We start from the raw sequence: 20,717 nt of genomic DNA on the forward strand, positions 1-20,717 counted from the left end.
TTATGAAGTACTGGTCTACAGCTATAATGCTCTTATTTATTACCTCGCTCTCCGCGCAAGTGGAGTGGATGAGTATGAATGAGGCTTTACGAGCCCAAAAGGATGAGCCTAAGAAAATATTTGCAGACTTTTATACCGACTGGTGTGGGCCTTGTAAAGCCATGGATAAAAACACCTTTGCTCATCCAGATGTAGCAGAGTATATCAATACGCATTATTATCCTGTAAAATTTAATGCTGAAGGCACCGAGAAAGTCTTTTATAAAGATTTCGAATACACCAATCCTAACTTTAAACCTAATCGCAAAGGAAAGCGAAACGCCCAGCATTTTTTTGCTAATGCGCTAAAGGTGTCTGCTTATCCAACGGTTGTCTTTTTTGACGAGGAGGCCAATGTCATCTCACCAGTTGTTGGCTACAAAACCCCTCAGCAATTAGAGCTTTATCTGAAAATGATAGCAACTGGCGCTTACAAAGAGTTAACGACTCAGGGAGCTTGGGAAGACTACCAATCTAAATTTGAAAGTACCTTTAAAGAATAATTTTCAGGAAATACATAAGCTCCATCTTCCCAAGTGGAATGAAAGTGAATATCCAATAGTTGCGCAGAATTTCTCCAACGCTCAATATCAGTTTTATAATTACTTCCATCTGCGATCACTTGTTTAGGCTTCAAATCGTGCAGTAATCTATCAAAATTGAGATTTGGAGAATTTTTCAAAAGGATATAGGTGGGACGAAAGTTTTCCTTGGGATAGACAGGAATACTGTCTAAAACGACTAAAATTTCAGAAGGATTTATTTCATAACTAGATTTTAATTCCAAAAAATCAATGCGTTCGATACCCTTTAAGGTTTTGTAATTTTTGAGATGATAAGTCAATTCGGGGGACTCTATGTTTTGAGACTGATCGGTAAACAAAGTCAAATGTGATCCTTTTAAAACCCCTAGTTGAGACTCTCTATAGGTTTGAAAAATAACGATTTCTTCCTGCTGAATTTGATCTCGGTTTTCGATATAAATATAGAGAAGTAAAGCCACCAGCGATAAATTCAGAATAAAATAGCTTCTAAACTTTTGCTTTGAATCCCATAGAATTAGGCTAAAAAATAGCACTAAGCTAGATATTAAGATAGTCTTTGTAAAGTAGATGTCATTAATAATTAAGCTTTCTTGGGAGGCGATCCAGTCGACCACCCAAAGGAGTGCATCTAGTGAACTAGCGTATATTGATACCAAAGTTTCCGGTAGTAAGTCGAGAAGGCTTAAAGCGATAATAATGATACCTCCGCCTAAGAGTAGGCCTAAACCTGGAAGGATAATAAGATTACTCACCAAAAATAACCCAGGAAACTGATGGAAATAATATAAACTGAGGGGAAGTACGCCGAGTTGAGCAGTTATAGTCACACAGGAGATATCCCAAACTTTTTTGTCCAGATAATAACGAGGGCTGTAAAGTTTAGATAGTCTTGGCTGAAGAATAACAATGCTGATAACAGCCATGTAACTTAATTGAAAACCAACCTGAAAGATGAGATAAGGATTAATCATAATCAAAAAAACAGCCGACAAAGCCAAGGTATTTATGGCGCTTGTTTTCCGTCTATAGTTGAGGGCTATGCTCAAAAAAGAAAACATGACTGCTGCCCTCAACACTGATGGTGTATAACCAGCAAGTGTAGCAAAACCCCAAATACCAATAAGAACGAGAATATTTCTTAATACTCTACCGTAGCGAAAACTTAAAAGACCTTTGGTGACAAATTGTAAAATGAGAAGGATAATACCCACATGTAATCCCGAAACCGCTAAAATATGAACCACCCCAGCTTTAGAAAATTGATTATAGGTTTCTGGATCTATATCTTGTTTTTGGCCAAGCAAAAGGGCCTGGATGATATCTAACTGTGCCTTGCTAAAATCATGTTTTTGAAGCGAATTTTGAATGGTGGATCTTATTTTTTCACCAAAAGCTAAAAAGCTAAAGCCTGCTTCTTTTTCGATGAGTAAATGATTGTATTCGGTATTTATAAAGTGACTCATCTGCTGAGTAGCCATGTAGTCTTTATAATTAAATTGTTGAGGATTTTGCGGATCTTTAAAGGCTTGCATTTGTCCAAACCCTAAAACCATGGAGTTCGCGGATACATCTGAATCAAGACGTTTTGAAATTTGTAATAAGACCTTCCCCTCGTAAGGCTTAGAATTTATGGACTGTATCTGGAACTCAAACTTGTCCTTAAAAGCACTGGATTTTAAAGCTTTAATTATATGACCTTGGAATACAACAGCATTTTGTAAAGTAGAGTCAATCCTTATGAGCTTGCTGTAGTGAGAGTCCTGATGCTTTGGAAGGTGGATTTTGGTATTCAGAAACCCTATTGACATTAAAAATAAAAGAGAAACAGCAGTGAACAACAGTTTTGTTGCAGGGAATCGTCTTGCCACAAAAAAGCTCATCAAAAAGAGAAGAAATATGACTAAGGAGAGAGTTATATAAAGAGAAAAATCCAGTCCAATTTCAAAAAATCCAATCCAACTTCCCAACAAGAAAACCGTGCATATTTGCAACACCGGAAGATTGGAGTACTTCATCTTTTAAAATTTTGAACTTAATTCACCACTCGCCTGCTTTTTACATAATTTTTTTTCCAGAACGGATTGTTAATAGAGGAAATCATAACTCCTCTGGAGCTAGAGGAATGAATAAAATCAATCGTTTCTGGTGTTTTTTTGACTACCAATCCTACATGGTTAATTCTCCTCCTGTTTTTGGAAATTTTAAAAAAGACAAGGTCACCAACGTCTACCTGTTTTAGTTTCAATTTCTTTCCCGTCTTGGACATGTCCCTAGAGGTTCTTGGTAACTCTACTCCATATTGCATAAATGAGAGTTGTATTAACCCAGAGCAATCCATTCCGGCAGAAGTGGTTCCTCCATATTTATAAGGAGTGCCTATGTATCTTTTAGAATAATCGACAACATTTTGGATCGTATTGGACCTTTTAAGTTCAACTTGTTGAGCTCGTTTTGAGCTACCACAAGAGATAAGGCTTAAAATTCCAATACAAAAGATAAGTTTTAAACTGATAGAATGAAAAGCTCCTTGTTTCATATTACCAAAATTTCCAAGATTTTTTCTTCTGCTGATTTTCTCCGTATCCATATCCATACCCATAATTATAAGCATTTATTCCATTTTCGTCCAATCCGTTGATGACAATTCCCACATTGATCAATTTTTTTTGCTTGTAGATATCGCGAATATGTGGTAAAAGTCTTGTGTCTGTATATTCAGATCGGGTGAGGTACAACGTAATGTCGGCATATTTGGAAATTAAAATAGTGTCGGTGACTAAAATGGTTGGTGCCGTATCAATAATCACGTAATCGTAAAGAGCTTTAGCTTCATCTAATAGAGTAGAAAACTTTGAACTCATCAACATCTCCGCCGGATTAGGAGGTATATCTCCAGATAATATCACATCTAGATCCAAACCTTCTACGGACTCCTTGATGATTAATTGTTTAAACGAGACAGAATCGTCATATAAATAATTAGAAACTCCTACATGATCTTTCTTTAGACCCAAATAATTGTGTATTTGTGGGTTTCTTAAATCACAACCTAAAAGTAGAACTTTCTTTTTGGCAGCAACTAATGAAGAGGCTAGATTGACAGCAACAAAGGTTTTTCCTTCACCTTTGGTTGAGGAAGTGACAAAGACAACTTCTGAGGGATGTGTTGTGGTTTCCTTCTTCAGATTCATGAAATTGAGATTGGTTCTCATAATTCTAAAGGATTCTGCGAGGGAAGACCTATCGTTTGGAAGAATCACTTGATTTCCCTTATTCTGGTGTTGAGGAACTTCTGCCACAATGGGGATGTTTGGTAAAAAGGCTTTTATCTGATCTTTAGTCTTAATCTTTGTATCAAACAAAAACATAAGGTAAAGCACTCCAAAAGGAATAACCAATCCCACAATTAAACTCCCTAATAGAACGATTCTAGATTTAGGGCTTATAGGAGTAGGTTGGGTATATGCATAGTCTACAACTTTAAGAATAGGAGCTGTAATGGCATAAGACAAAGCCGCTTCTTCTCTTTTTTGAAGTAAAAACAGATAGAGCTTTTCCTTTACGGCTTGTTGCCTTTTTATATTACGGATTTCTTTTTCTTGACCAGGTAATTGGGCAATTGTAAAATCGAACTGTTGCTCTCTTTTCTTTAATTCCTTTAAGGATATCGTTAAGCTTTTGATGTAGCCATCTATAGTGTTAAGAATATTTTTTCTTAGCTGGGAGATGAGCTTACTCATTTCTTTTACAGCAGGATTCTCTGGCGTAGAGGAGATCAGTAGACGTTCTCTTTCTAAAACCCTATCATTATAGGCTTCGGTAAAGCTATTGATGTTATCGTTGCTGATTCCAATTCTAGCTGGGAGTAATTCATAATCGTCTTGGTTTAGAAGCTCTTCTTTAAAGCTTTCTGTCAAGGATAATTGATTGCTTATTTCAAATTTTCGAAGTTCAGCTTGAGAACTTCTTCCAAATAATGTTTCCGCATTATTTTCAATTTCAACTAGGTCATTTTCACTTTTAAATTCTGCCAATCCACTTTCTACAGTATCCAATTCGCTCACTAGATACTCCAAACGCTCTATCACAAATTCTTCGGTACGTTTTGAGACTAAACGGTTATCGTCTATACCGTCATTGTTAAATTGATCGATTAGCGCATTGAGAATGTCTTCATTTTTGCTGCTATTCTGACCTTTTATAGCCAAATCCAGAATTTCACTTCTCTCCCCTAATGGCTCAACGCTCACCTGAGTTGTAAGATAGCTAATGGCTTGTGAAATAGAACGAAACTTGAAGTTGAAGGTTATTCCATTAAGTTCAGTAATATCACCATTGTAGTCTGGGTTAAAGTTGAGTACCAAAGGAAAGCCTTCCACGATCATGTTTTCACCAACTGTAAATTGTTCTGAAAAATTTGTTTCAGGATTTATGACTTTAAACTGGTTGAGTGAGCTGAATTCAACAGTGTAAAAAGGAGTAGAAGCATCTTGTAAAGTGTCGTTTTCTACCCAAGATATCGTAAAAGGGCGCTCGTCTTTCCAAATCTCAGAAGACTTTATACTTCCAGACTTATAGTAGCTAGATTCTAAACTTAAATTCTCTACCACTTTCTTTGCAATTCGTCTCGATTTCAAGATCTCTCTTTCGTTTTCGAGGTTAACCTTACTCATATCTATAAGCGGAGAACCTCCTTGTAAACCAGAAAGGTCTAAACCTCCTTCATCTTTTAGAATTTTTACTTGGGCATTGGTTTGGTATATATTTGTAGAATACCTGAGGTAAATAAACGCTAAAGAAACAGAGATAGCGACACAAATAATAAACCATGGCCAATATCTAAGATATTGAAGCACTGTTTTTTTTAGATCTTCACTGCTATCCTCTGGCGTTGAGACAGTATCGAGTGGTGTATTAGAATTTTCCATAGATGAGTTTATCTAGCAATAATAACAACTGCTGATAGTATAATAGATAAAACGGAAAGCAAGGTTCCAACATTACTTACAAATCCTGCAGATTTCACTTTAGGATTATTAGGTTCAACATAAATGAAGTCATTGGGCTTCACGAAAAAATACTCCGTATTCATCCAATCGGTCTGTGTGAGGTCAATACGTTTTACTTCACGGCTTCCCCCTTCCTGTCTGTAAATTAATACATTATCTCTTCTTCCATTTATAGTAAGGTCTCCAGCAAGACCAAGAGCTTGGGGGAGAGTCATATTTTCTTCAATAATTTCAAAGGTTCCAGGTTGTCTAACCTCACCTTGAACGGTAAATTTATAATTTATAATCCTTACGATGACAGTCGGGCTTTTAATAAATTTAGACAATTTTTCTTCCAAAATATCTTGGATATCTTGAGTTGTCTCTCCTTCTACTTTAATTTTTCCAAGTTGAGGAAAATTAATTTCACCCTCACTGTTAACGAGGTAGCCAGATAATTTCAACAGCTCTACTTGGTTGGTTTGAACGGAGGAACCCTCTCCAGTATTAAAATTATATGGGATTACGCTTTCAGGGTTTAACGCTGAGGTAGAGATTTTTAATATATCGTTGATCTGAATTTTTGGATGTGTATTTATGGACTCAATAGAAACAAATTCTCTGCTATCAATATCTTGGTAATACACAACCTCTTTTCTAGTAGAACAACTTAATAAAACAAATGAGAAAAGGAGAAGGATGGATTTTTTCATTTAAAATTTTGTTAATCAAATTTAATACAAATAAGGGTATTTTTTCTCCAAAACAAAAGTCTTTTTGATCTAAAAGCAACTAGTTTTTGCAAAAACTATAGACTAGAGCAACAATAATAAAGATAAGTGCAAAATTTATTCTTAAATTTGTTAACTTTTCTAGTATTTAACCAATAGAAAATGAACATCATCCAATCTGCAAAGCGTATAAGCTTCAAAATTATTAAGCGCATGGTTCGTAACTATGTGCCTAGAAGTCTCATTTTCTTTATAGACGTGAGCATATCTATACTTTCAGCTCAATTCACATTTTTTTTAATCTCATCGGTAGGCTCTGGGCAACTTAAATTTATTCACCTTAATTGGGAGTTTTTATCCCTTGTAAGCATACAAATTTTATTTTTTCTCATTTTCAAATCTTACTCAGGAATAGTCAGGTATACCGGCTTTAAAGATTCAATTAAGCAATTGCAGACCACAATTTCTACAGTGGCTGCTCTTATTCTCATCAACGAGTTGATATATAGCATTTATCAAGTTAAAATCTTAGTCAATGGCGGGGCTATAATCTATGGATTCATAGCTTTTTCTATGTTATTTCTTTTTCGAGTTATTGTAAAGAGAGTTTATCAACTTATTCACTCAGACTCTTCTTCTACTAAAGCATACCTTCTTGGGACAAGCCTTACCGATGTAGCAATAGCAGAAAGCATCATGTCCGATGCAAGAACCAACTTCGATATCGTAGGTTTTATAAGTGAAGTCACAAAACTTAAAAGAACCCGAATACTAACCCTTCCTATTTTAACACTGGAGCAATTGGAGCATCAAAAAATACGTGGGGGGTCCTCGGTTATTGTCTCCAGCCAAAAGTTAAGAGAACTAGCCATAGCAGATTCTAATATTTTAAATCAGTTACTGGAACTTAACCTTAAAATATTTAAACTCCCAGAGCTGCAAGACTGGAACGGAGAATCTATTTCTTCTGAAATTAGAAAAGTTAATTTAGAAGACCTGCTTCAAAGAACCCCTATAAAGCTTCAACGCGAAAAACTAAGGGCTATTTACAAAGACAAGGTGATTCTAGTTACCGGAGCTGCTGGTTCAATTGGCAGTGATATCGTGCGCCAACTAATTCGATTTGAGCCTAAAAAAATACTGATGTTAGATCAGGCCGAGACACCTCTTCATGAAATGAGTCTTGAGTTGGAATCAAAATATCCCAACCTTCATTTTGAAAAAATCATAGCCAATGTTCGCAATCTAAAGCGACTTGAAAGTATTTTCGAAGATCATCAACCAGAAATTGTCTTTCATGGGGCCGCCTATAAACATGTTCCGATGATGGAAGCTAACTCTATTGAGGCTTTGGATGTTAATTTTATAGGGACCAAAAATTTAACCGATTTAGCTATTAAACATAAAATTTCAAGATTTCTGTTTGTATCTACAGATAAGGCCGTAAACCCAACCAATATTATGGGAGCCTCCAAGCGGAGTGCTGAAATTTACTTACAATCTGTCGCTAGGGATAAATCTATCACTACTCGGTTTATCACCACACGCTTTGGAAATGTTTTAGGGTCCAATGGCTCAGTGATTCCCCATTTCAAAAGGCAAATTGAAAACTTTGGCCCAGTAACAGTTACTCATCCAGATATTACCAGATATTTTATGACTATAGATGAAGCTTGTCAACTTGTTTTGGAAGCGGGTGCTATGGGAAATGGAGGAGAAATTTACGTGTTTGATATGGGCAAGCCCGTCAAAATCTTTGATCTTGCTAAACAAATGATACGGCTTTCAGGATTTATTCCAGGAAAAGACATAGAAATCGTGTTTACAGGATTAAGGCCTGGGGAGAAGCTTTATGAAGAATTGCTGGCCGATAAGGAAAATACGCTACCTACTCATCATCAAAAAATTCTTATTGCCAAAGCAAGCTATGATTTTGATGCTGAAAAACTAATTTTAATTGAAAACCTTCACTATCAAATTGCCAATAATAACGAAGTCAAGTCTATTGAAGTTCTCAAAAAATTGGTTCCAGAATTTATACCCTTAACGGAGGAAGAGCGTCAAAAAAATGCTATCTAATTAAGCTTCTAAAATACGGCTCACCTCAGCATTTACCCAAGTTAAAAAATCTTCATCTTCTTTTGAAAATGCATTTTTGGTATGAGAATCGATATCGATTTGACCAATATTTTGTCCGTCAACAAAAAGAGGGATCACCACTTCAGACTTTACATATATACTACAAGCAATGTAATTATCTTGAGCAGCAACATCGTCTACCACAAAGTTCTGGTTGGATTCTGCGACTTGGCCACAAATTCCTTTTCCGAAAGGAATTATTGTATGGTCCGTAGGTTCACCAGCATAAGCTTTTAAAATAAGCTCTCTTTTATCCCCATTTTTGAAATAAAATCCAACCCAATCGTAAGTTGTAACATCTTTTTGGAGAATACTGCAAACCTCCGCCAATCGCTGATCGATGCCCAGGTTGTCTTGTTTTAAAATATCTATTATACGGGGTTTTAAGCTTTCTAGGGTCATGATCTATATTTTAAGCAAAAGTATTTAATATTAGAGCAACACAGAAGAACGCTTTTCTATAAATTTGTTAAATATTAGCGAAGGATTTCTTCTCAATTAAGTTTCAATTAGGAGGTTGCTATAAAGACAATAATTTGGAAATTTTTAAAAAAAATAAAGCGGTTATTAAGTTCCTTGGCGTTTTCTTTGGCACTTATATTCTGCTAACCATAGCCTATCAGTTGTATCTAGATTACGCTCCAGAGCAACCTTATTTTCCGGAGATTATTACTCATATGGTCGCTTTACAGACAGAAAGTTTAATTAGCTTTTTTGGATATGAAACCAATAGTATTCCCAGTCATTACGATCCTTCTATGCGAATTGGTATAAACGGGGATTACTTGGTTAGAGTTATAGAAGGCTGTAATGCTGTAAGTGTCATCATCCTCTTTTTATCTTTCATTTTAGCATTTAAAAAGGACTTCAGGTCTACAGTTCTATTCATTTTTGCGGGGAGCGTTATCATTTATTCGCTGAATGTCCTTCGTATAGCCTTGCTTACAATTGGAATTTATGAGATACCAGACTACCAAGAATTTATGCACGGGACTTTATTTCCAGCCTTTATCTATGGATTGGTATTTTTGCTTTGGATTGTATGGATCAAAAATTATAAACCTAAAGTAAAATCTGTTGATGAATAAAGTCTTAAAAATTGGCTTAATCGGGATTTTGCTTTTAGGGCTTGTGTTAATTCGGTTCTATGAGCATGAACTCTTTTCCGACCCCTTATTGGAATTTTACAGCTCAGAGTTTAGTTATGCTCAAGCGCCAGATTTTGATGTTATGCAAGTACTTGGCTCAACAAGTTGGAGATTCTTACTCAATTCCATAATCTCTATAGCAATTATTGGGATTGTTTTTCCTTATAGAAAAACCGTACTGTTTGCAGCGGTATTTTATGCTTTGGCCTATTTGATTTTGACGCTCTTGTTTTGGTTCTTTATAAATGATATGGAAAGAGAAAACTTTCTAACTATTTTTTATATCAGGCGTTTTTTAATCCAACCTATATTTGTATTGGTATTATTACCAGCCTTTTACTATCAAAAGTATAGTGTTAAAGAAAAAGATTAATTCATAAAAATAACTACTTTTGTAATGTGAAATCATTAATTTCTAAAATAGGATCAATTGTTATAGCCCTTCTGGTGCTAGTCTCCACGATGTCATTTACCATCGATGCTCACTACTGTGGTAATATTTTAGTAGATAAAGCTATTTTATCTAAAGCACAAACTTGTGAAATGCATCAACATATGCCTTCGGAAGAAGAGTCTAGTTGTTGTGATAATGAGGTTGAAACCATAGAGGGGCAAGATATCCTTCAATTTTCTAAAGCTGAATTTGATTTGGATATTCCTTTAGAATTTACTGTTTTCAGTTTAATTTACTTCTGCGATTTAGATGTTTTTGAAAAGCAAATTGATGAATTTCAATTTTACAATCCCCCCCAATATTCGTTAGACCTTCAGCTGCTTAACCAGGTTTTCCTTATTTGATTATTAAAACTTACCACATTTACTTTAACTGAATCAACTTCAGAATAAAAGTAAAACATGTTGTAACTGTTTTAATATCATATTCTTATGCTGAATACCATTATAAAGTTTTTTTTGAATCAACGGCTATTGTCGTTTATTCTACTTTCCACGATTGTCCTAGGAGGATTAATAGTTTCTCCCTTTCAATGGAATCTTTCTTTTTTACCGAAAAATCCTATTCCTGTAGATGCGATTCCCAACACGGGAGCAAATCAACAGATTGTCTTTACAGAATGGCCAGGGCGATCTCCACAAGATATTGAAGATCAAATTGGCTATCCGCTTACCACATACCTACTTGGTTTGCCAGGCGTAGAGACGGTGAGAAGCTCTTCTATGTTTGGATTTTCTAGTATCTATATCATCTTCGAAGAGGATACTGAATTCTATTGGTCTAGATCTAGAATTGTAGAAAAACTGAGTGCCGTTCCAAAAGATTTATTGCCTCCAGATGTAAAACCCACCTTAGGTCCAGACGCCACTGCTTTGGGCCAAGTGTATTGGTATACTATTGAGGGGCGAGATAAAAATAACGATCCAACAGGAGGGTGGAGTTTACAAGAGCTAAGAAGTATTCAAGATTATTTTGTCAAGTACAGCTTGAGTAGTGCCAAAGGAATTTCTGAAGTTGCTTCCATCGGCGGGTATGTGAAAGAGTACCAAATAAATGTGAATCCGGAGGCTTTACGATCTTACGGTATTTCACTCATGCAGGTTGCTAATGCTGTAAAGTCTAGCAATCAAGATGTGGGAGCCAAAACTTTAGAGATCAATCAGGTTGAATATATTATCCGAAGCTTGGGAGATCTCGAAAGCTTAAAGGATATTGAAAATACGATGGTGGATGAGGTAAATAATGTTCCTGTCTACATCAAAGATATTGCGAAAGTTAACCTTGGGCCAGCCCAGCGAAGAGGAATTCTGGACAAAGCAGGAGCAGAGGTTGTTGGAGGCGTGGTGGTTGCTCGAGATGGGTACAACCCCATGGAAGCCATTCAAAACATCAAAGATAAAATAGAAGAAGTCTCCCCTGGTTTGCCAACTAAAATCTTGGAAGACGGTACAGAAAGTAAACTCAAAATCATTCCCTTTTACGACCGTTCAGAATTAATCAACGAAACCATTGGCACTTTAGAAGAAGCCATCACTTTACAGTTGATTATCGCCATATTGGTGGTTATTATTATCATCTTCAATCTGAGGACGTCTTTAGTGATCTCATCCGTCTTACCCATATCGGTTTTGCTGGTTTTTATAGCGATGAAGATTTTCAATATACAAGCCAATATCGTTGCCCTTTCGGGAATTGCTATTGCCATAGGAACCATGATCGATCTTGCGGTGATCCTAACAGAAAACGTGGTCAAAAAATTTGAAGACCATCCGAATCGCGATCTACTTAAAAACATCTTCGATGGTTCTTCAGAAGTGAGTTCTGCCATTTTAACTGCTGTGCTAACTACCATTGTAAGTTTTGTTCCTGTGTTTAGTTTAGAAGCTGCAGAAGGAAAACTCTTTATCCCTTTAGCTTACACTAAAACTTTTGCTCTTGCTTCAGCTTTTTTGGTGACTGTATTGATTTTACCGAGTTTGATGTATTTTATTTTTAAAATAAAATTGAACAGATCAAAATTGTCTTGGTCTTTAAACGCCCTTCTTGTTTTATTGGGAGTATGGGCTGTTTTTTATTCATTTTGGTTAGGGATTTTTATTATTGTCTATGCCCTGAGTTTTTGGGTATCCAAAAATGCCCATCGCGATTTGAAAGCCCTCAAATACCTGCATTATTTTGTCATTATCCTAGGGTTTTTGATAGGCTTAGCTAAGCTTTGGTCTCCACTAGGTCCAGCAAATTCTATAATTAGTAATTTTCTTTTTGTAGGGGTTTTACTAGGTGTCATTTTAGGCTTTTATCTCATTTTACAAAAATACTACCTAGATATTTTGAATTTCTTTATGGCCAGAATGAAAGGCTTTCTAGCCTTAGTAGCTCTATTCCTGCTGGTAGCTGTTTTAATGTGGCAAGGATTTTCAAGTGTATTTGGATGGTCTCAACCCCTTTCCAATTCCATAGGGTTTTCTGTTGAAAAAACCCAAGTTTGGAAAGGCTTAGAGAGAACTTTTCCTGGCATTGGAAAAGAGTTTATGCCCAGTCTCGACGAAGGAAGTTTTATCCTGATGCCCACCAGCATGGCACACTCTGGAATTTCTTTTAACAAAGAAAAACTTCAACAAATGGATGTGTTGGTAAGTCAGATTCCAGAAGTGAAAACCGTTGTTGGTAAATTAGGACGAGTCGAGTCTGCTATAGATCCTGCGCCAATTTCTATGTTCGAAAATCTCATCACCTATAAGTCAGAGTTTGCCTTGGATGAGAATGGTAAACGCGTTGCTTATCGTGTGAATGAAAATGGGAACTACAAAATTTCTGAAACACTTTATACATCCAAGTTTTCAGACTTAACCTCATTGTATTTTGATAACGAAACCTTCAGGTTTGTAGATGCAGATGGCGAAGTTTTCCCAGACAAGGTCAACGATGAGCTATTCTACGAGATCGATAATCATTTTCAACGTTACTTAATTCAAGATGAAGAGGGACGTTATTTCAGAAACTGGAGAAAGCACATTCAATCTAAAGATGATATTTGGGATGAAATTTCGAAAGTGACTAAAATCCCCGGAGTAACTTCTGCACCTCAACTTCAGCCTATAGAAACGAGGCAAATTATGTTACAAACGGGGATGCGGGCTCCAATGGGAATAAAGGTGTCTGGACCAGATTTGAAAACGATTGAAGCTTTCGGACTTCGACTAGAAGAGATCTTAAAACAGGTTGAAACCGTCAAAACCGAAGCCGTTTTTGCCGATAGAATTGTTGGTAAACCTTATTTGAACATCGTCTTAAAGCGTCAAAACCTGGCAAAATATGGGCTGAGTGTAGATGAGGTCCAAAACTTTATTTCCGTAGCTGTTGGAGGGATGCCACTTACAGAGTTGATTGATGGCAGAGAACGCTATGGGGTGAGGGTAAGATATCCACGGGAATTGAGAAATTCACCAGAGACTCTCAAAACAATGTTGATTTCTACATCCAATGGGACTCAAATCCCGATTGGGGAGATTGTAGATATCGAGTATGCTAGAGGTCCACAAAACATCAAAAGTGAAAATACATTTTTAACGGGCTATGTGCTTTTTGATAAAGCTGAGGGAATTGCTGAAGTCACTGCAGTTGAGGACTCTAAAGCTCTTATCACTTCTGAAATAGAAAATGGAAACTTAATTGTTCCTTCTGGAATCAGTTATCGCTTTGCAGGAAATTTTGAAAATCAAGTGCGATCAGAAAAACGCTTATCCATTATTCTACCACTAGTGTTGCTGGTCATTTTCTTAATCCTTTATTTCCAGTTCAAATCTGTGAGTATAAGTGCTATGATATTTTCTTCCATAGCGCTAGCCTTCAGTGGAGGTTTTATTTTAATCTGGTGCTATGGGCAAGGCTGGTTTTTAAATTTCAGTGTTTTTGGAGAAAACTTAAGGGATGTTTTTCAGTTGAAGACTATCAACTCTAGCGTTGCTGTATGGGTGGGATTCATTGCTCTCTTCGGTATTGCCACAGACGATGCCGTATTGATGGCCACGTATTTAAAACAGTCACTAAAAGATAATCCAACGAAAACAATTTCAGAATTGAAAACCGCTGTTATGGAAGGTGGGCAAAAGCGAATTCGTCCAGCTGTGATGACTTCCATAACAACTATAATCGCTCTGCTTCCTGTGTTGTCTTCCACTGGAAAAGGATCGGATATCATGATACCTATGGCGATTCCTGCTTTTGGTGGAATGTTGATGGCAAGTTTAACCTACTTTTTGTTGCCTATTTTATTCTATCTTTTTTATAAGAAAACGATGAACACCACTCAATCTTAAACTCATGAAATCTATTTTACACCCCTTAAATCACAATTTCAAGAGCACTCATAGGATGACTTTAGTCTGTTGTTTTATAAGTATTTTGATGTTCAGCTGGTCCTCTTTTAGCCAAAGTCTCGAAGACTTACAACACCTAGCTGCTGAAAACAATTTGGAATTGAAAGCACAATTCAAACGTTTTGAAGCACAACTTGAAGATATCACGCAAGCCAAATCTTGGCAAGATCCCAACTTGAGTTTTGGATATTTTATAAGTCCAATAGAAACCAGAGTTGGTCCTCAGATTGCAAGATTTTCGTTGACTCAAAAGTTGCCATGGTTCGGAACCTATAAAGCTAAAGGTGACATTGCTGCGTTTAGAGCTGAAGCTGAATTTGAAAAATTTCAAGATCAAAAATTGAAGTTATTTCTAAATGTTGCTCAGAAGTATTACGACCTTTTGGCTTTAAGGTATATCACAGAACTTGAAACGAAACAACTTGATATTTTAGAAAATCTGAAAGTTATAGTAGAATCTAACTACAAAAATAATAAAGCCAGGTTGGTTGATATTTTGAGAGTAGATCTGGAAATGGATAAACAGTTGAGTACAATTCAAGTTTTAAAAGACCAAGGCCAAGTTTTTGTCACTCAACTCAATCAATTGATGGACAGGCAGTTGAACACTCCTGTCCAAATTTTAAATCCAAAGCAGATTCTAGAACAAAATGAATCGATTGAAATAGATTCTATGGTTAGAAATCACCCTCGACTTGAAGCGATTCGCAAATTGAAAGCCTCCAATGAGGCAGAAAGCGTGTTAGCTAAAAAAGAAGCGATGCCACAGTTTGGTTTAGGATTGGATTATGCTATTATCCAAGACCGAAATGTTCAAAATGCAGAGGCTGGTCAAGATGCGATTATGCCTATGTTATCGGTGAGCTTACCTATTTTTGGGAAGAAGAATAAATCTAGAAAAAAGGCGGCTTCACTTAAAGGCGAATCTATTGAATTCCAATTGGAAAACGAAGAGTCGCGTTTGGAAACCGAAATTCAAGTTGCTCTTTATAAACAAGATGAACTTTTTAGTCTACTTAGCTTATACGATAAGCAGCTATTGAGTTTAAAAGATATCCTTCAACTTTCTGAAACCGCATTAGCCAATGCTAGCATGGGAATAGAAGAAGTGTTGCGCTTGCAAGAAGAGCGTTTACTCTATGAGAAACAACGGGCCAAAACGTTGGCCGATCTTCAAAAAACCGATGAAACTTTAATCTACTTAACTTCAAACTCAGACTTATGAGCAGCGATATCTTTTTAGAAAATTGGGGGAATGCAGCCAACACTGCTTTGGGATTTTTCTGGATGGCACTTTGGGCGTTTATTCTTGGGTATGCGCTTAGCAGTCTCATTCAAGTATTGGTTACCAAGCAAAACATGCAAAAAACCATGGGTAAAGCTGATGCTAAATCTGTACTTTTTGGTACTTTTTTTGGCTTCATCAGCAGTTCTTGTAGTTTTTCCGCTCTGGCAACCACAAAATCACTTTTCAAAAAGGGAGCTAGTTTTGTATCCTCAATGGCGTTTTTACTGGCCTCTACAAACTTGGTCATAGAACTCGGAATTGTCATTTCTATATTTTTAGGCTGGCAATTTGTTGTGGGTGAATATGTTGGCGGAATTTTGCTTATACTTATCGTTTGGGCACTAATTGGCCTATTCAATCCCAGTTCCATCATCTCTAAAGCTAGAAAAAAACTCGGTGATTCTGAAAAAACTAAGACTGACTCGAAGCCTATTTCAGAAAAAATTCAGAATAAAACCAATTGGGTGAAAATCGGGAAGCAATACGGCATGGAGTGGAAAATGGTATGGAAAGATGTGACGATAGGTTTCACTATTGCAGGGATTATTTCAGCATTTGTTCCCGATTCATTTTTTCAAACCTTGTTTATCAACACGGGGGACGGTCAAACTTCTTTTGGGTTTTTCACACTTCTGGAACATGTGGTGGTAGGTCCTTTTGCTGCGTTTATCACGTTTATAGGATCTATGGGAAACATTCCGCTGGCAGCCTTATTATTTGGTAAAGGGGTGAGCTTTGCTGGTGTTATGGCTTTTATTTTTAGTGATTTAGTAGTGTTTCCAGTCTTAAGAATCAATGCTAAATATTACGGCTGGAAAATGTCACTTCTTATACTTTCTATGTTGTTTACGGCTTTAATCCTGACCTCACTTCTTCTGCATTATAGTTTCGATTTGTTGGATATGATACCTGATTTTTCATCCAGTACGATTTCACAACAAGATCATTTTCAAATTGATTATACATTTTTTCTGAACATTGGATTCTTGATTATTTCGGGAATTCTGGTTTATCTCGGCTTTTTCTCCAAACAAAAAGATTTGTCTTACATGAAAGAAATGGCGCCTAAAAGTCCGCTCTTAGAAAAAGTTTTAAAATACGTCGCCTTTATAAGCTATATATGGCTGTTGGGTGGAATTCTAGTCAAATACATATTTAATTATTAACGAACATATTTCAATAATGAACACTAAATTTAAAACGTACTTAATCGCCGGACTGGTTTTAGTTCTTGGTATTTTCATTGGAGCTAGCCTATTTTCTTCTGAAGAGAATGCGGAGGATCATAATCATTCCGCAGAAACAGAATCTTCGGTTTGGACTTGCTCTATGCACCCACAAATCCGTAACAGCAAACCAGGCGATTGTCCTATCTGTGGGATGGACTTGATTCCTGCCAACACCCTAGAGGAAACGGTAGATCCAGATGCTATCCGAATGACTAAGTCTGCAAGGGCTCTGGCTAAAATAGAAACAACGCTGGTTGGCGATGGGAAAAGGACCACTTCAAACTTAGAACTTTCTGGTCAACTAGACATTAATGAAAAAAGTAAAACGAGTTTAACCACAAATTTTGATGGTAGAATTGAGCAGCTAAACATAAATTTTGAAGGGGAAACCGTTCAAAACAATCAAGTAGTTGCTGAATTGTATTCTTCCACTATTCAAGTTTTGAAAGATGAATACGCTTTAGCGAAACGCACGGATAACGAAAGCATAATGCAAAGTGTGGTTCAAAAAATTGAGAATCTAGAACTGAGTTTACAAGACATTCAAAACAAGTCTAAGTCTTCAACAATATCATTGAGAGCTCAGCAAACAGGGAATGTTACACAACTAATGGTAGCTCAGGGCGACCAAGTGAAAGCTGGACAAGCACTTATGGAAATTACAGATTTGTCCACGCTTTGGGCGATGTTTGATGTTTATGAGCAAGACCTAAACCTCATCAAAGTTGGTGATGAAATGAGCATGAATATAGGAGGAGCAGCGGTGACAGGTAAAGTGGATTTTATTTCACCTATTTTCAATACAGAAGAGCGATCTGCCAAAGTAAGGGTTGTGGTCCAAAATCCTAATTTGAGATGGAAGCCTGGCGTTTTTGTCACAGGAGTAGTTAGTACTAACGTTACAAACACAAAAAACGAAACTCCTTTATATGTCCCCAAATCTTCAGTGCTTTGGACAGGTAAACGCTCTATAGTTTACAAGCAATTGGAAAACGAAAACGGTGTTTATTTCAAACTAACGACAGTTGAAATAGGACAAACCTCAGGAGACAATATTGAAATTTTATCAGGATTGCAAGTAGGAGATGAGGTGGTTACTCAAGGGGCTTTTAGTATTGATTCTGAAGCACAACTTGCCGACAAGACTAGCATGATGGACCCGAAAACAGAAAAGTCACAACCAAAGTCGTTTGTTGAAGAAGAGATAAACCTAAATCCGAAAGCGATTGCGCCGCTTCTATCCGATTATAGGCAGCTTAAAACTGCTTTATCTTCAGATAATTTCGAAGATGCCAAAATCAATTATAAAAAATTGACGACTTCTTTTTCTAAGCTGAAGCTGAGAAAGCTTCAGAATGCAGATAAAATTAAATCCATAGACGAACTAAGAGAAGAGTTTCTAGTCCTTTCAGAAGATATCATTGCGATAGCAAAATCTTCAAACCCAACTGATCAGTTACTTTATGTACAGCGTTGCCCTATGGCTAATAATAGTGAAGGAGCGTCTTGGCTAAGCTTTACCAAAAAGATTGAAAATCCCTATTATGGAGCCTCTATGTTGACCTGTGGAAGCACCATAGACTCGATTCAATGATTAACTTTATATCATAATTTAAAGATAGCATAATGACACACACCTATAAAGTGACTGGCATGACCTGCCAATATTGTAAAGCAAGCGTAAAAGAAGGGCTAGAACATCTAGAACACGTTAAGTCCGCTTCTGTTAATCTAGAAGCTGAGGAAGCTGAAATTGACATGGAACAGCATATAGAAGTATCTACCCTCCAAGAAGCTATTTCAAAGAAATATCAGATCTCTAAAAAATCTGATTTTAAAGATACTTCGAGTGCAAATCTTCAAGAACAGTCTAAGTTTCAACAACTTTTCCCCTTGTTTCTAATCTTTGGATATATCACAGCGGCTTCAGTGCTATTGAATTCCACTTCTTGGGAATTGGATTCGTTTATGTTTGATTTTATGGGCCTGTTTTATATTGTTTTTAGTTTCTTCAAATTTTTGGATTATACAGGCTTTCCTGCTTCTTTTCAGATGTACGATCCTTTGGCCAAAGTTCTTCCAGCCTATGGTTGGATATATCCGTTTTTAGAAACTGCCTTAGGCTTGATGTTCTTGTTAAGATTCGAGATTGATATAGCTTTAGTAACAACAATTATCATTTTAGGAATAACAACCATAGGGGTAACCAAATCTCTGTTTTCTAAGAAAACTATTAAATGTGCGTGTTTGGGAACAGCACTCAACTTGCCAATGACAGAAGCCACCTTTATAGAAAACACTATAATGCTCGTAATGGCAGTATGGATGTTGGCGATTTAAAACGGTAGTTTCAATTGTTCTTCTTTCAATTTTGGGGTGACCTTTGGTGTTTTATCAGTGTTGAGGTTAGAAAGAGAAATACCCAGTAAGCGTATGGAGTCTTTAATAGGCTCTTGAAAAAGTAAAGCCTTGGTTTCTTCCATGATCAAGGCTTTGGAGGAAATGAAGAATTTTAAGGTTTTACTTCGTGTTTGAATATTGAAATCGCTAGTTTTTAGTTTTAGGGTAATGGTTTTCCCAGCAACTCTACTTCCCTTTAATCGTCTTTCAACTTCTTCTGCTATATCTTCGAGCTTTTCTAGCATATAAATTTCAGAAGAAATATTTTCTGAAAATGTTCTTTCGGCCCCTAGAGATTTTCGGATTCGACTAGGTTTTACTTCACTTAAATGAATCCCGCGGACTACATTAAAATAATGTAGACCACTTTTTCCAAAGTGGTCTTGTAAGTACTCCAAGGTTTTGAGCTTCAAATCGACTCCAGTAAAAATGCCTAAGCCATACATTTTTTCTTGAGTCACTTTGCCCACACCGTGAAACTTCCGAATGTCTAGCGTCTCTAGGAAACTGATAACATCTTCTGGCGGAATAGTTTTTTGGCCATTTGGTTTGTTGATGTCACTGGCGATTTTTGCGATAAATTTATTGATAGAAATACCCGCCGAAGCGTTAAGCCCAGTCCTATCTTTTATCTTCTTTCGTATTTCCCTTGCTAAAATAGTGGCGCTGGGATAGTCAAATTTATTGACGGTTACATCCAAATAAGCTTCATCGAGAGACAGGGGTTCCACCAAATCGGTATATTCAAAAAAGACTTTGCGGATGATTTGTGAAATTTCTTTGTAGCGCTCAAACCGTGGTTTTACAAAAATAAGATGGGGACATAATCTAGCCGCTAGCCGGCCACTCATCGCGCTTTTTACACCAAACTTTCTAGCTTCATAACTAGCCGCGGCTACAACACCGCGTTTGGAACTTCCCCCAACGGCCAGAGCTTTCCCAGATAAAGAGGGATCATCTAGCTGCTCTACAGAGGCATAGAAAGCATCCATGTCTACGTGTATAATCTTGCGAAGATGTTCCATAAAATCCATGATCAAAAATACATAAAGCGAGGGAAAAGGGTTCTTAATAGGTCATTATAAAATTTTATTGATCTTTGAGTTTTCTTGGTAACTAAACTCTATAGATGTCAGGGCTCTGCCCCTCAAACCTTATAATTATTTATGCTATTGAGATTACAGGGCTAACGCCCCTTTTTAATTTTGATCGTTTTCAAGGGATAGTAAAATAGGTGAGCAACATCCCTCAACACCATATAATCATTTATATTAAAGGAATTGCTGGCTCGCTAAACTCTATAGATATCAGGGCTCTGCCCCTCAAATTTTATAATCATTTATGCTATTGAGATTACAGGGCTAACGCCCCGTTTTT

The 20,717-nt window shown here is 36.7% G+C and carries 16 protein-coding genes; 10 read left to right on the plus strand and 6 right to left on the minus strand.

The window, feature by feature from the left end; all coding sequences use genetic code 11:
• Window positions 1-2 precede the first annotated feature (2 nt).
• Window positions 3-542, plus strand: coding sequence for a thioredoxin family protein (locus tag PGOND44_RS13005; RefSeq protein ID WP_003443508.1), 540 nt, complete (start codon window positions 3-5; stop codon window positions 540-542).
• Here PGOND44_RS13005 and PGOND44_RS13010 read toward each other — a convergent pair.
• From PGOND44_RS13010 to PGOND44_RS13025, 4 genes are read right to left on the minus strand one after another with little or no spacing between them, the layout of a single operon-like run.
• Window positions 506-2,599, minus strand: coding sequence for a ComEC/Rec2 family competence protein (locus PGOND44_RS13010; protein ID WP_003443510.1), 2,094 nt, complete (start codon window positions 2,597-2,599; stop codon window positions 506-508). The genes PGOND44_RS13005 and PGOND44_RS13010 overlap by 37 nt on opposite strands.
• A 17-nt stretch (window positions 2,600-2,616) precedes the next feature.
• Window positions 2,617-3,195: a C40 family peptidase gene (locus tag PGOND44_RS13015; protein ID WP_223810259.1), complete on the minus strand. Its 579-nt coding sequence runs from the start codon at window positions 3,193-3,195 to the stop codon at window positions 2,617-2,619.
• Entirely contained in the window at window positions 3,122-5,512 is a 2,391-nt protein-coding gene (locus tag PGOND44_RS13020) for a GumC family protein (RefSeq protein WP_003443519.1), read from the minus strand. Before PGOND44_RS13020 ends, PGOND44_RS13015 begins: the two co-directional genes overlap by 74 nt.
• An 8-nt stretch (window positions 5,513-5,520) precedes the next feature.
• On the minus strand, window positions 5,521-6,285 hold the full coding sequence (locus PGOND44_RS13025; RefSeq protein WP_003443521.1) for a polysaccharide biosynthesis/export family protein: 765 nt from the start codon (window positions 6,283-6,285) through the stop codon (window positions 5,521-5,523).
• A 180-nt stretch (window positions 6,286-6,465) separates the two neighbouring features.
• Between PGOND44_RS13025 and PGOND44_RS13030 the strand changes: the two genes are divergently transcribed.
• The gene (locus PGOND44_RS13030) at window positions 6,466-8,382 is read left to right on the plus strand and encodes a polysaccharide biosynthesis protein (protein WP_003443525.1); all 1,917 of its coding nucleotides are present in this window, start codon (window positions 6,466-6,468) and stop codon (window positions 8,380-8,382) included.
• Here PGOND44_RS13030 and PGOND44_RS13035 read toward each other — a convergent pair whose 3' ends face one another.
• Entirely contained in the window at window positions 8,383-8,844 is a 462-nt protein-coding gene (locus PGOND44_RS13035; RefSeq protein WP_003443527.1) for a GAF domain-containing protein, read from the minus strand.
• Window positions 8,845-8,978: 134 nt separating this feature from the next.
• Between PGOND44_RS13035 and xrtF the strand changes: the two genes are divergently transcribed.
• The 8 genes from xrtF to PGOND44_RS13075 all read left to right on the plus strand — a co-directional run bounded on the left by xrtF (window position 8,979) and on the right by PGOND44_RS13075 (window position 19,280).
• Window positions 8,979-9,530, plus strand: a complete 552-nt coding sequence (xrtF, locus tag PGOND44_RS13040) for an exosortase family protein XrtF (protein ID WP_003443530.1) — start codon at window positions 8,979-8,981, stop codon at window positions 9,528-9,530.
• Window positions 9,523-9,963 (plus strand): exosortase F system-associated membrane protein, encoded by a 441-nt coding sequence (locus PGOND44_RS13045; RefSeq protein WP_003443533.1) that lies wholly within the window; start codon window positions 9,523-9,525, stop codon window positions 9,961-9,963. Before xrtF ends, PGOND44_RS13045 begins: the two co-directional genes overlap by 8 nt.
• 26 nt (window positions 9,964-9,989) lie before the next feature.
• Window positions 9,990-10,388, plus strand: a complete 399-nt coding sequence (locus PGOND44_RS13050; protein ID WP_003443539.1) for an HYC_CC_PP family protein — start codon at window positions 9,990-9,992, stop codon at window positions 10,386-10,388.
• A gap of 87 nt (window positions 10,389-10,475) precedes the next feature.
• On the plus strand, window positions 10,476-14,363 hold the full coding sequence (locus tag PGOND44_RS13055; protein ID WP_003443542.1) for an efflux RND transporter permease subunit: 3,888 nt from the start codon (window positions 10,476-10,478) through the stop codon (window positions 14,361-14,363).
• A gap of 4 nt (window positions 14,364-14,367) precedes the next feature.
• Window positions 14,368-15,648 carry a TolC family protein gene (locus PGOND44_RS13060; RefSeq protein WP_236612000.1) on the plus strand — a complete coding sequence of 427 codons (1,281 nt, stop codon included), beginning with the start codon at window positions 14,368-14,370 and terminating at the stop codon, window positions 15,646-15,648.
• Window positions 15,645-16,877, plus strand: a complete 1,233-nt coding sequence (locus PGOND44_RS13065; RefSeq protein WP_003443548.1) for a permease — start codon at window positions 15,645-15,647, stop codon at window positions 16,875-16,877. Before PGOND44_RS13060 ends, PGOND44_RS13065 begins: the two co-directional genes overlap by 4 nt.
• Window positions 16,878-16,893: 16 nt before the next feature.
• Entirely contained in the window at window positions 16,894-18,534 is a 1,641-nt protein-coding gene (locus tag PGOND44_RS13070; RefSeq protein WP_003443550.1) for an efflux RND transporter periplasmic adaptor subunit, read from the plus strand.
• A gap of 32 nt (window positions 18,535-18,566) precedes the next feature.
• Entirely contained in the window at window positions 18,567-19,280 is a 714-nt protein-coding gene (locus PGOND44_RS13075) for a heavy metal translocating P-type ATPase (protein ID WP_003443552.1), read from the plus strand.
• Here PGOND44_RS13075 and dinB read toward each other — a convergent pair.
• The gene (gene dinB / locus PGOND44_RS13080) at window positions 19,277-20,374 is read right to left on the minus strand and encodes a DNA polymerase IV (protein WP_040556167.1); all 1,098 of its coding nucleotides are present in this window, start codon (window positions 20,372-20,374) and stop codon (window positions 19,277-19,279) included. The genes PGOND44_RS13075 and dinB overlap by 4 nt on opposite strands.
• Window positions 20,375-20,717: the final 343 nt, after the last annotated feature.

The sequence above is a fragment of the Psychroflexus gondwanensis ACAM 44 genome, assembly GCF_000355905.1.
In the GTDB taxonomy this organism is placed as follows: domain Bacteria; phylum Bacteroidota; class Bacteroidia; order Flavobacteriales; family Flavobacteriaceae; genus Psychroflexus; species Psychroflexus gondwanensis.

Excerpts from the sequence above, each read along its gene's own strand:
- PGOND44_RS13005 (WP_003443508.1), top strand. The coding sequence starts at position 3 with ATGAAGTACTGGTCTACAGCTATAATGCTCTTATTTATTACCTCGCTC.
- PGOND44_RS13010 (WP_003443510.1), bottom strand. The coding sequence starts at position 2,599 with ATGAAGTACTCCAATCTTCCGGTGTTGCAAATATGCACGGTTTTCTTG.
- PGOND44_RS13015 (WP_223810259.1), bottom strand. The coding sequence starts at position 3,195 with ATGCTTATAATTATGGGTATGGATATGGATACGGAGAAAATCAGCAGA.
- PGOND44_RS13020 (WP_003443519.1), bottom strand. The coding sequence starts at position 5,512 with ATGGAAAATTCTAATACACCACTCGATACTGTCTCAACGCCAGAGGAT.
- PGOND44_RS13025 (WP_003443521.1), bottom strand. The coding sequence starts at position 6,285 with ATGAAAAAATCCATCCTTCTCCTTTTCTCATTTGTTTTATTAAGTTGT.
- PGOND44_RS13030 (WP_003443525.1), top strand. The coding sequence starts at position 6,466 with ATGAACATCATCCAATCTGCAAAGCGTATAAGCTTCAAAATTATTAAG.
- PGOND44_RS13035 (WP_003443527.1), bottom strand. The coding sequence starts at position 8,844 with ATGACCCTAGAAAGCTTAAAACCCCGTATAATAGATATTTTAAAACAA.
- PGOND44_RS13045 (WP_003443533.1), top strand. The coding sequence starts at position 9,523 with ATGAATAAAGTCTTAAAAATTGGCTTAATCGGGATTTTGCTTTTAGGG.
- PGOND44_RS13055 (WP_003443542.1), top strand. The coding sequence starts at position 10,476 with ATGCTGAATACCATTATAAAGTTTTTTTTGAATCAACGGCTATTGTCG.
- PGOND44_RS13060 (WP_236612000.1), top strand. The coding sequence starts at position 14,368 with ATGAAATCTATTTTACACCCCTTAAATCACAATTTCAAGAGCACTCAT.
- PGOND44_RS13065 (WP_003443548.1), top strand. The coding sequence starts at position 15,645 with ATGAGCAGCGATATCTTTTTAGAAAATTGGGGGAATGCAGCCAACACT.
- PGOND44_RS13070 (WP_003443550.1), top strand. The coding sequence starts at position 16,894 with ATGAACACTAAATTTAAAACGTACTTAATCGCCGGACTGGTTTTAGTT.
- PGOND44_RS13075 (WP_003443552.1), top strand. The coding sequence starts at position 18,567 with ATGACACACACCTATAAAGTGACTGGCATGACCTGCCAATATTGTAAA.
- dinB (WP_040556167.1), bottom strand. The coding sequence starts at position 20,374 with ATGGATTTTATGGAACATCTTCGCAAGATTATACACGTAGACATGGAT.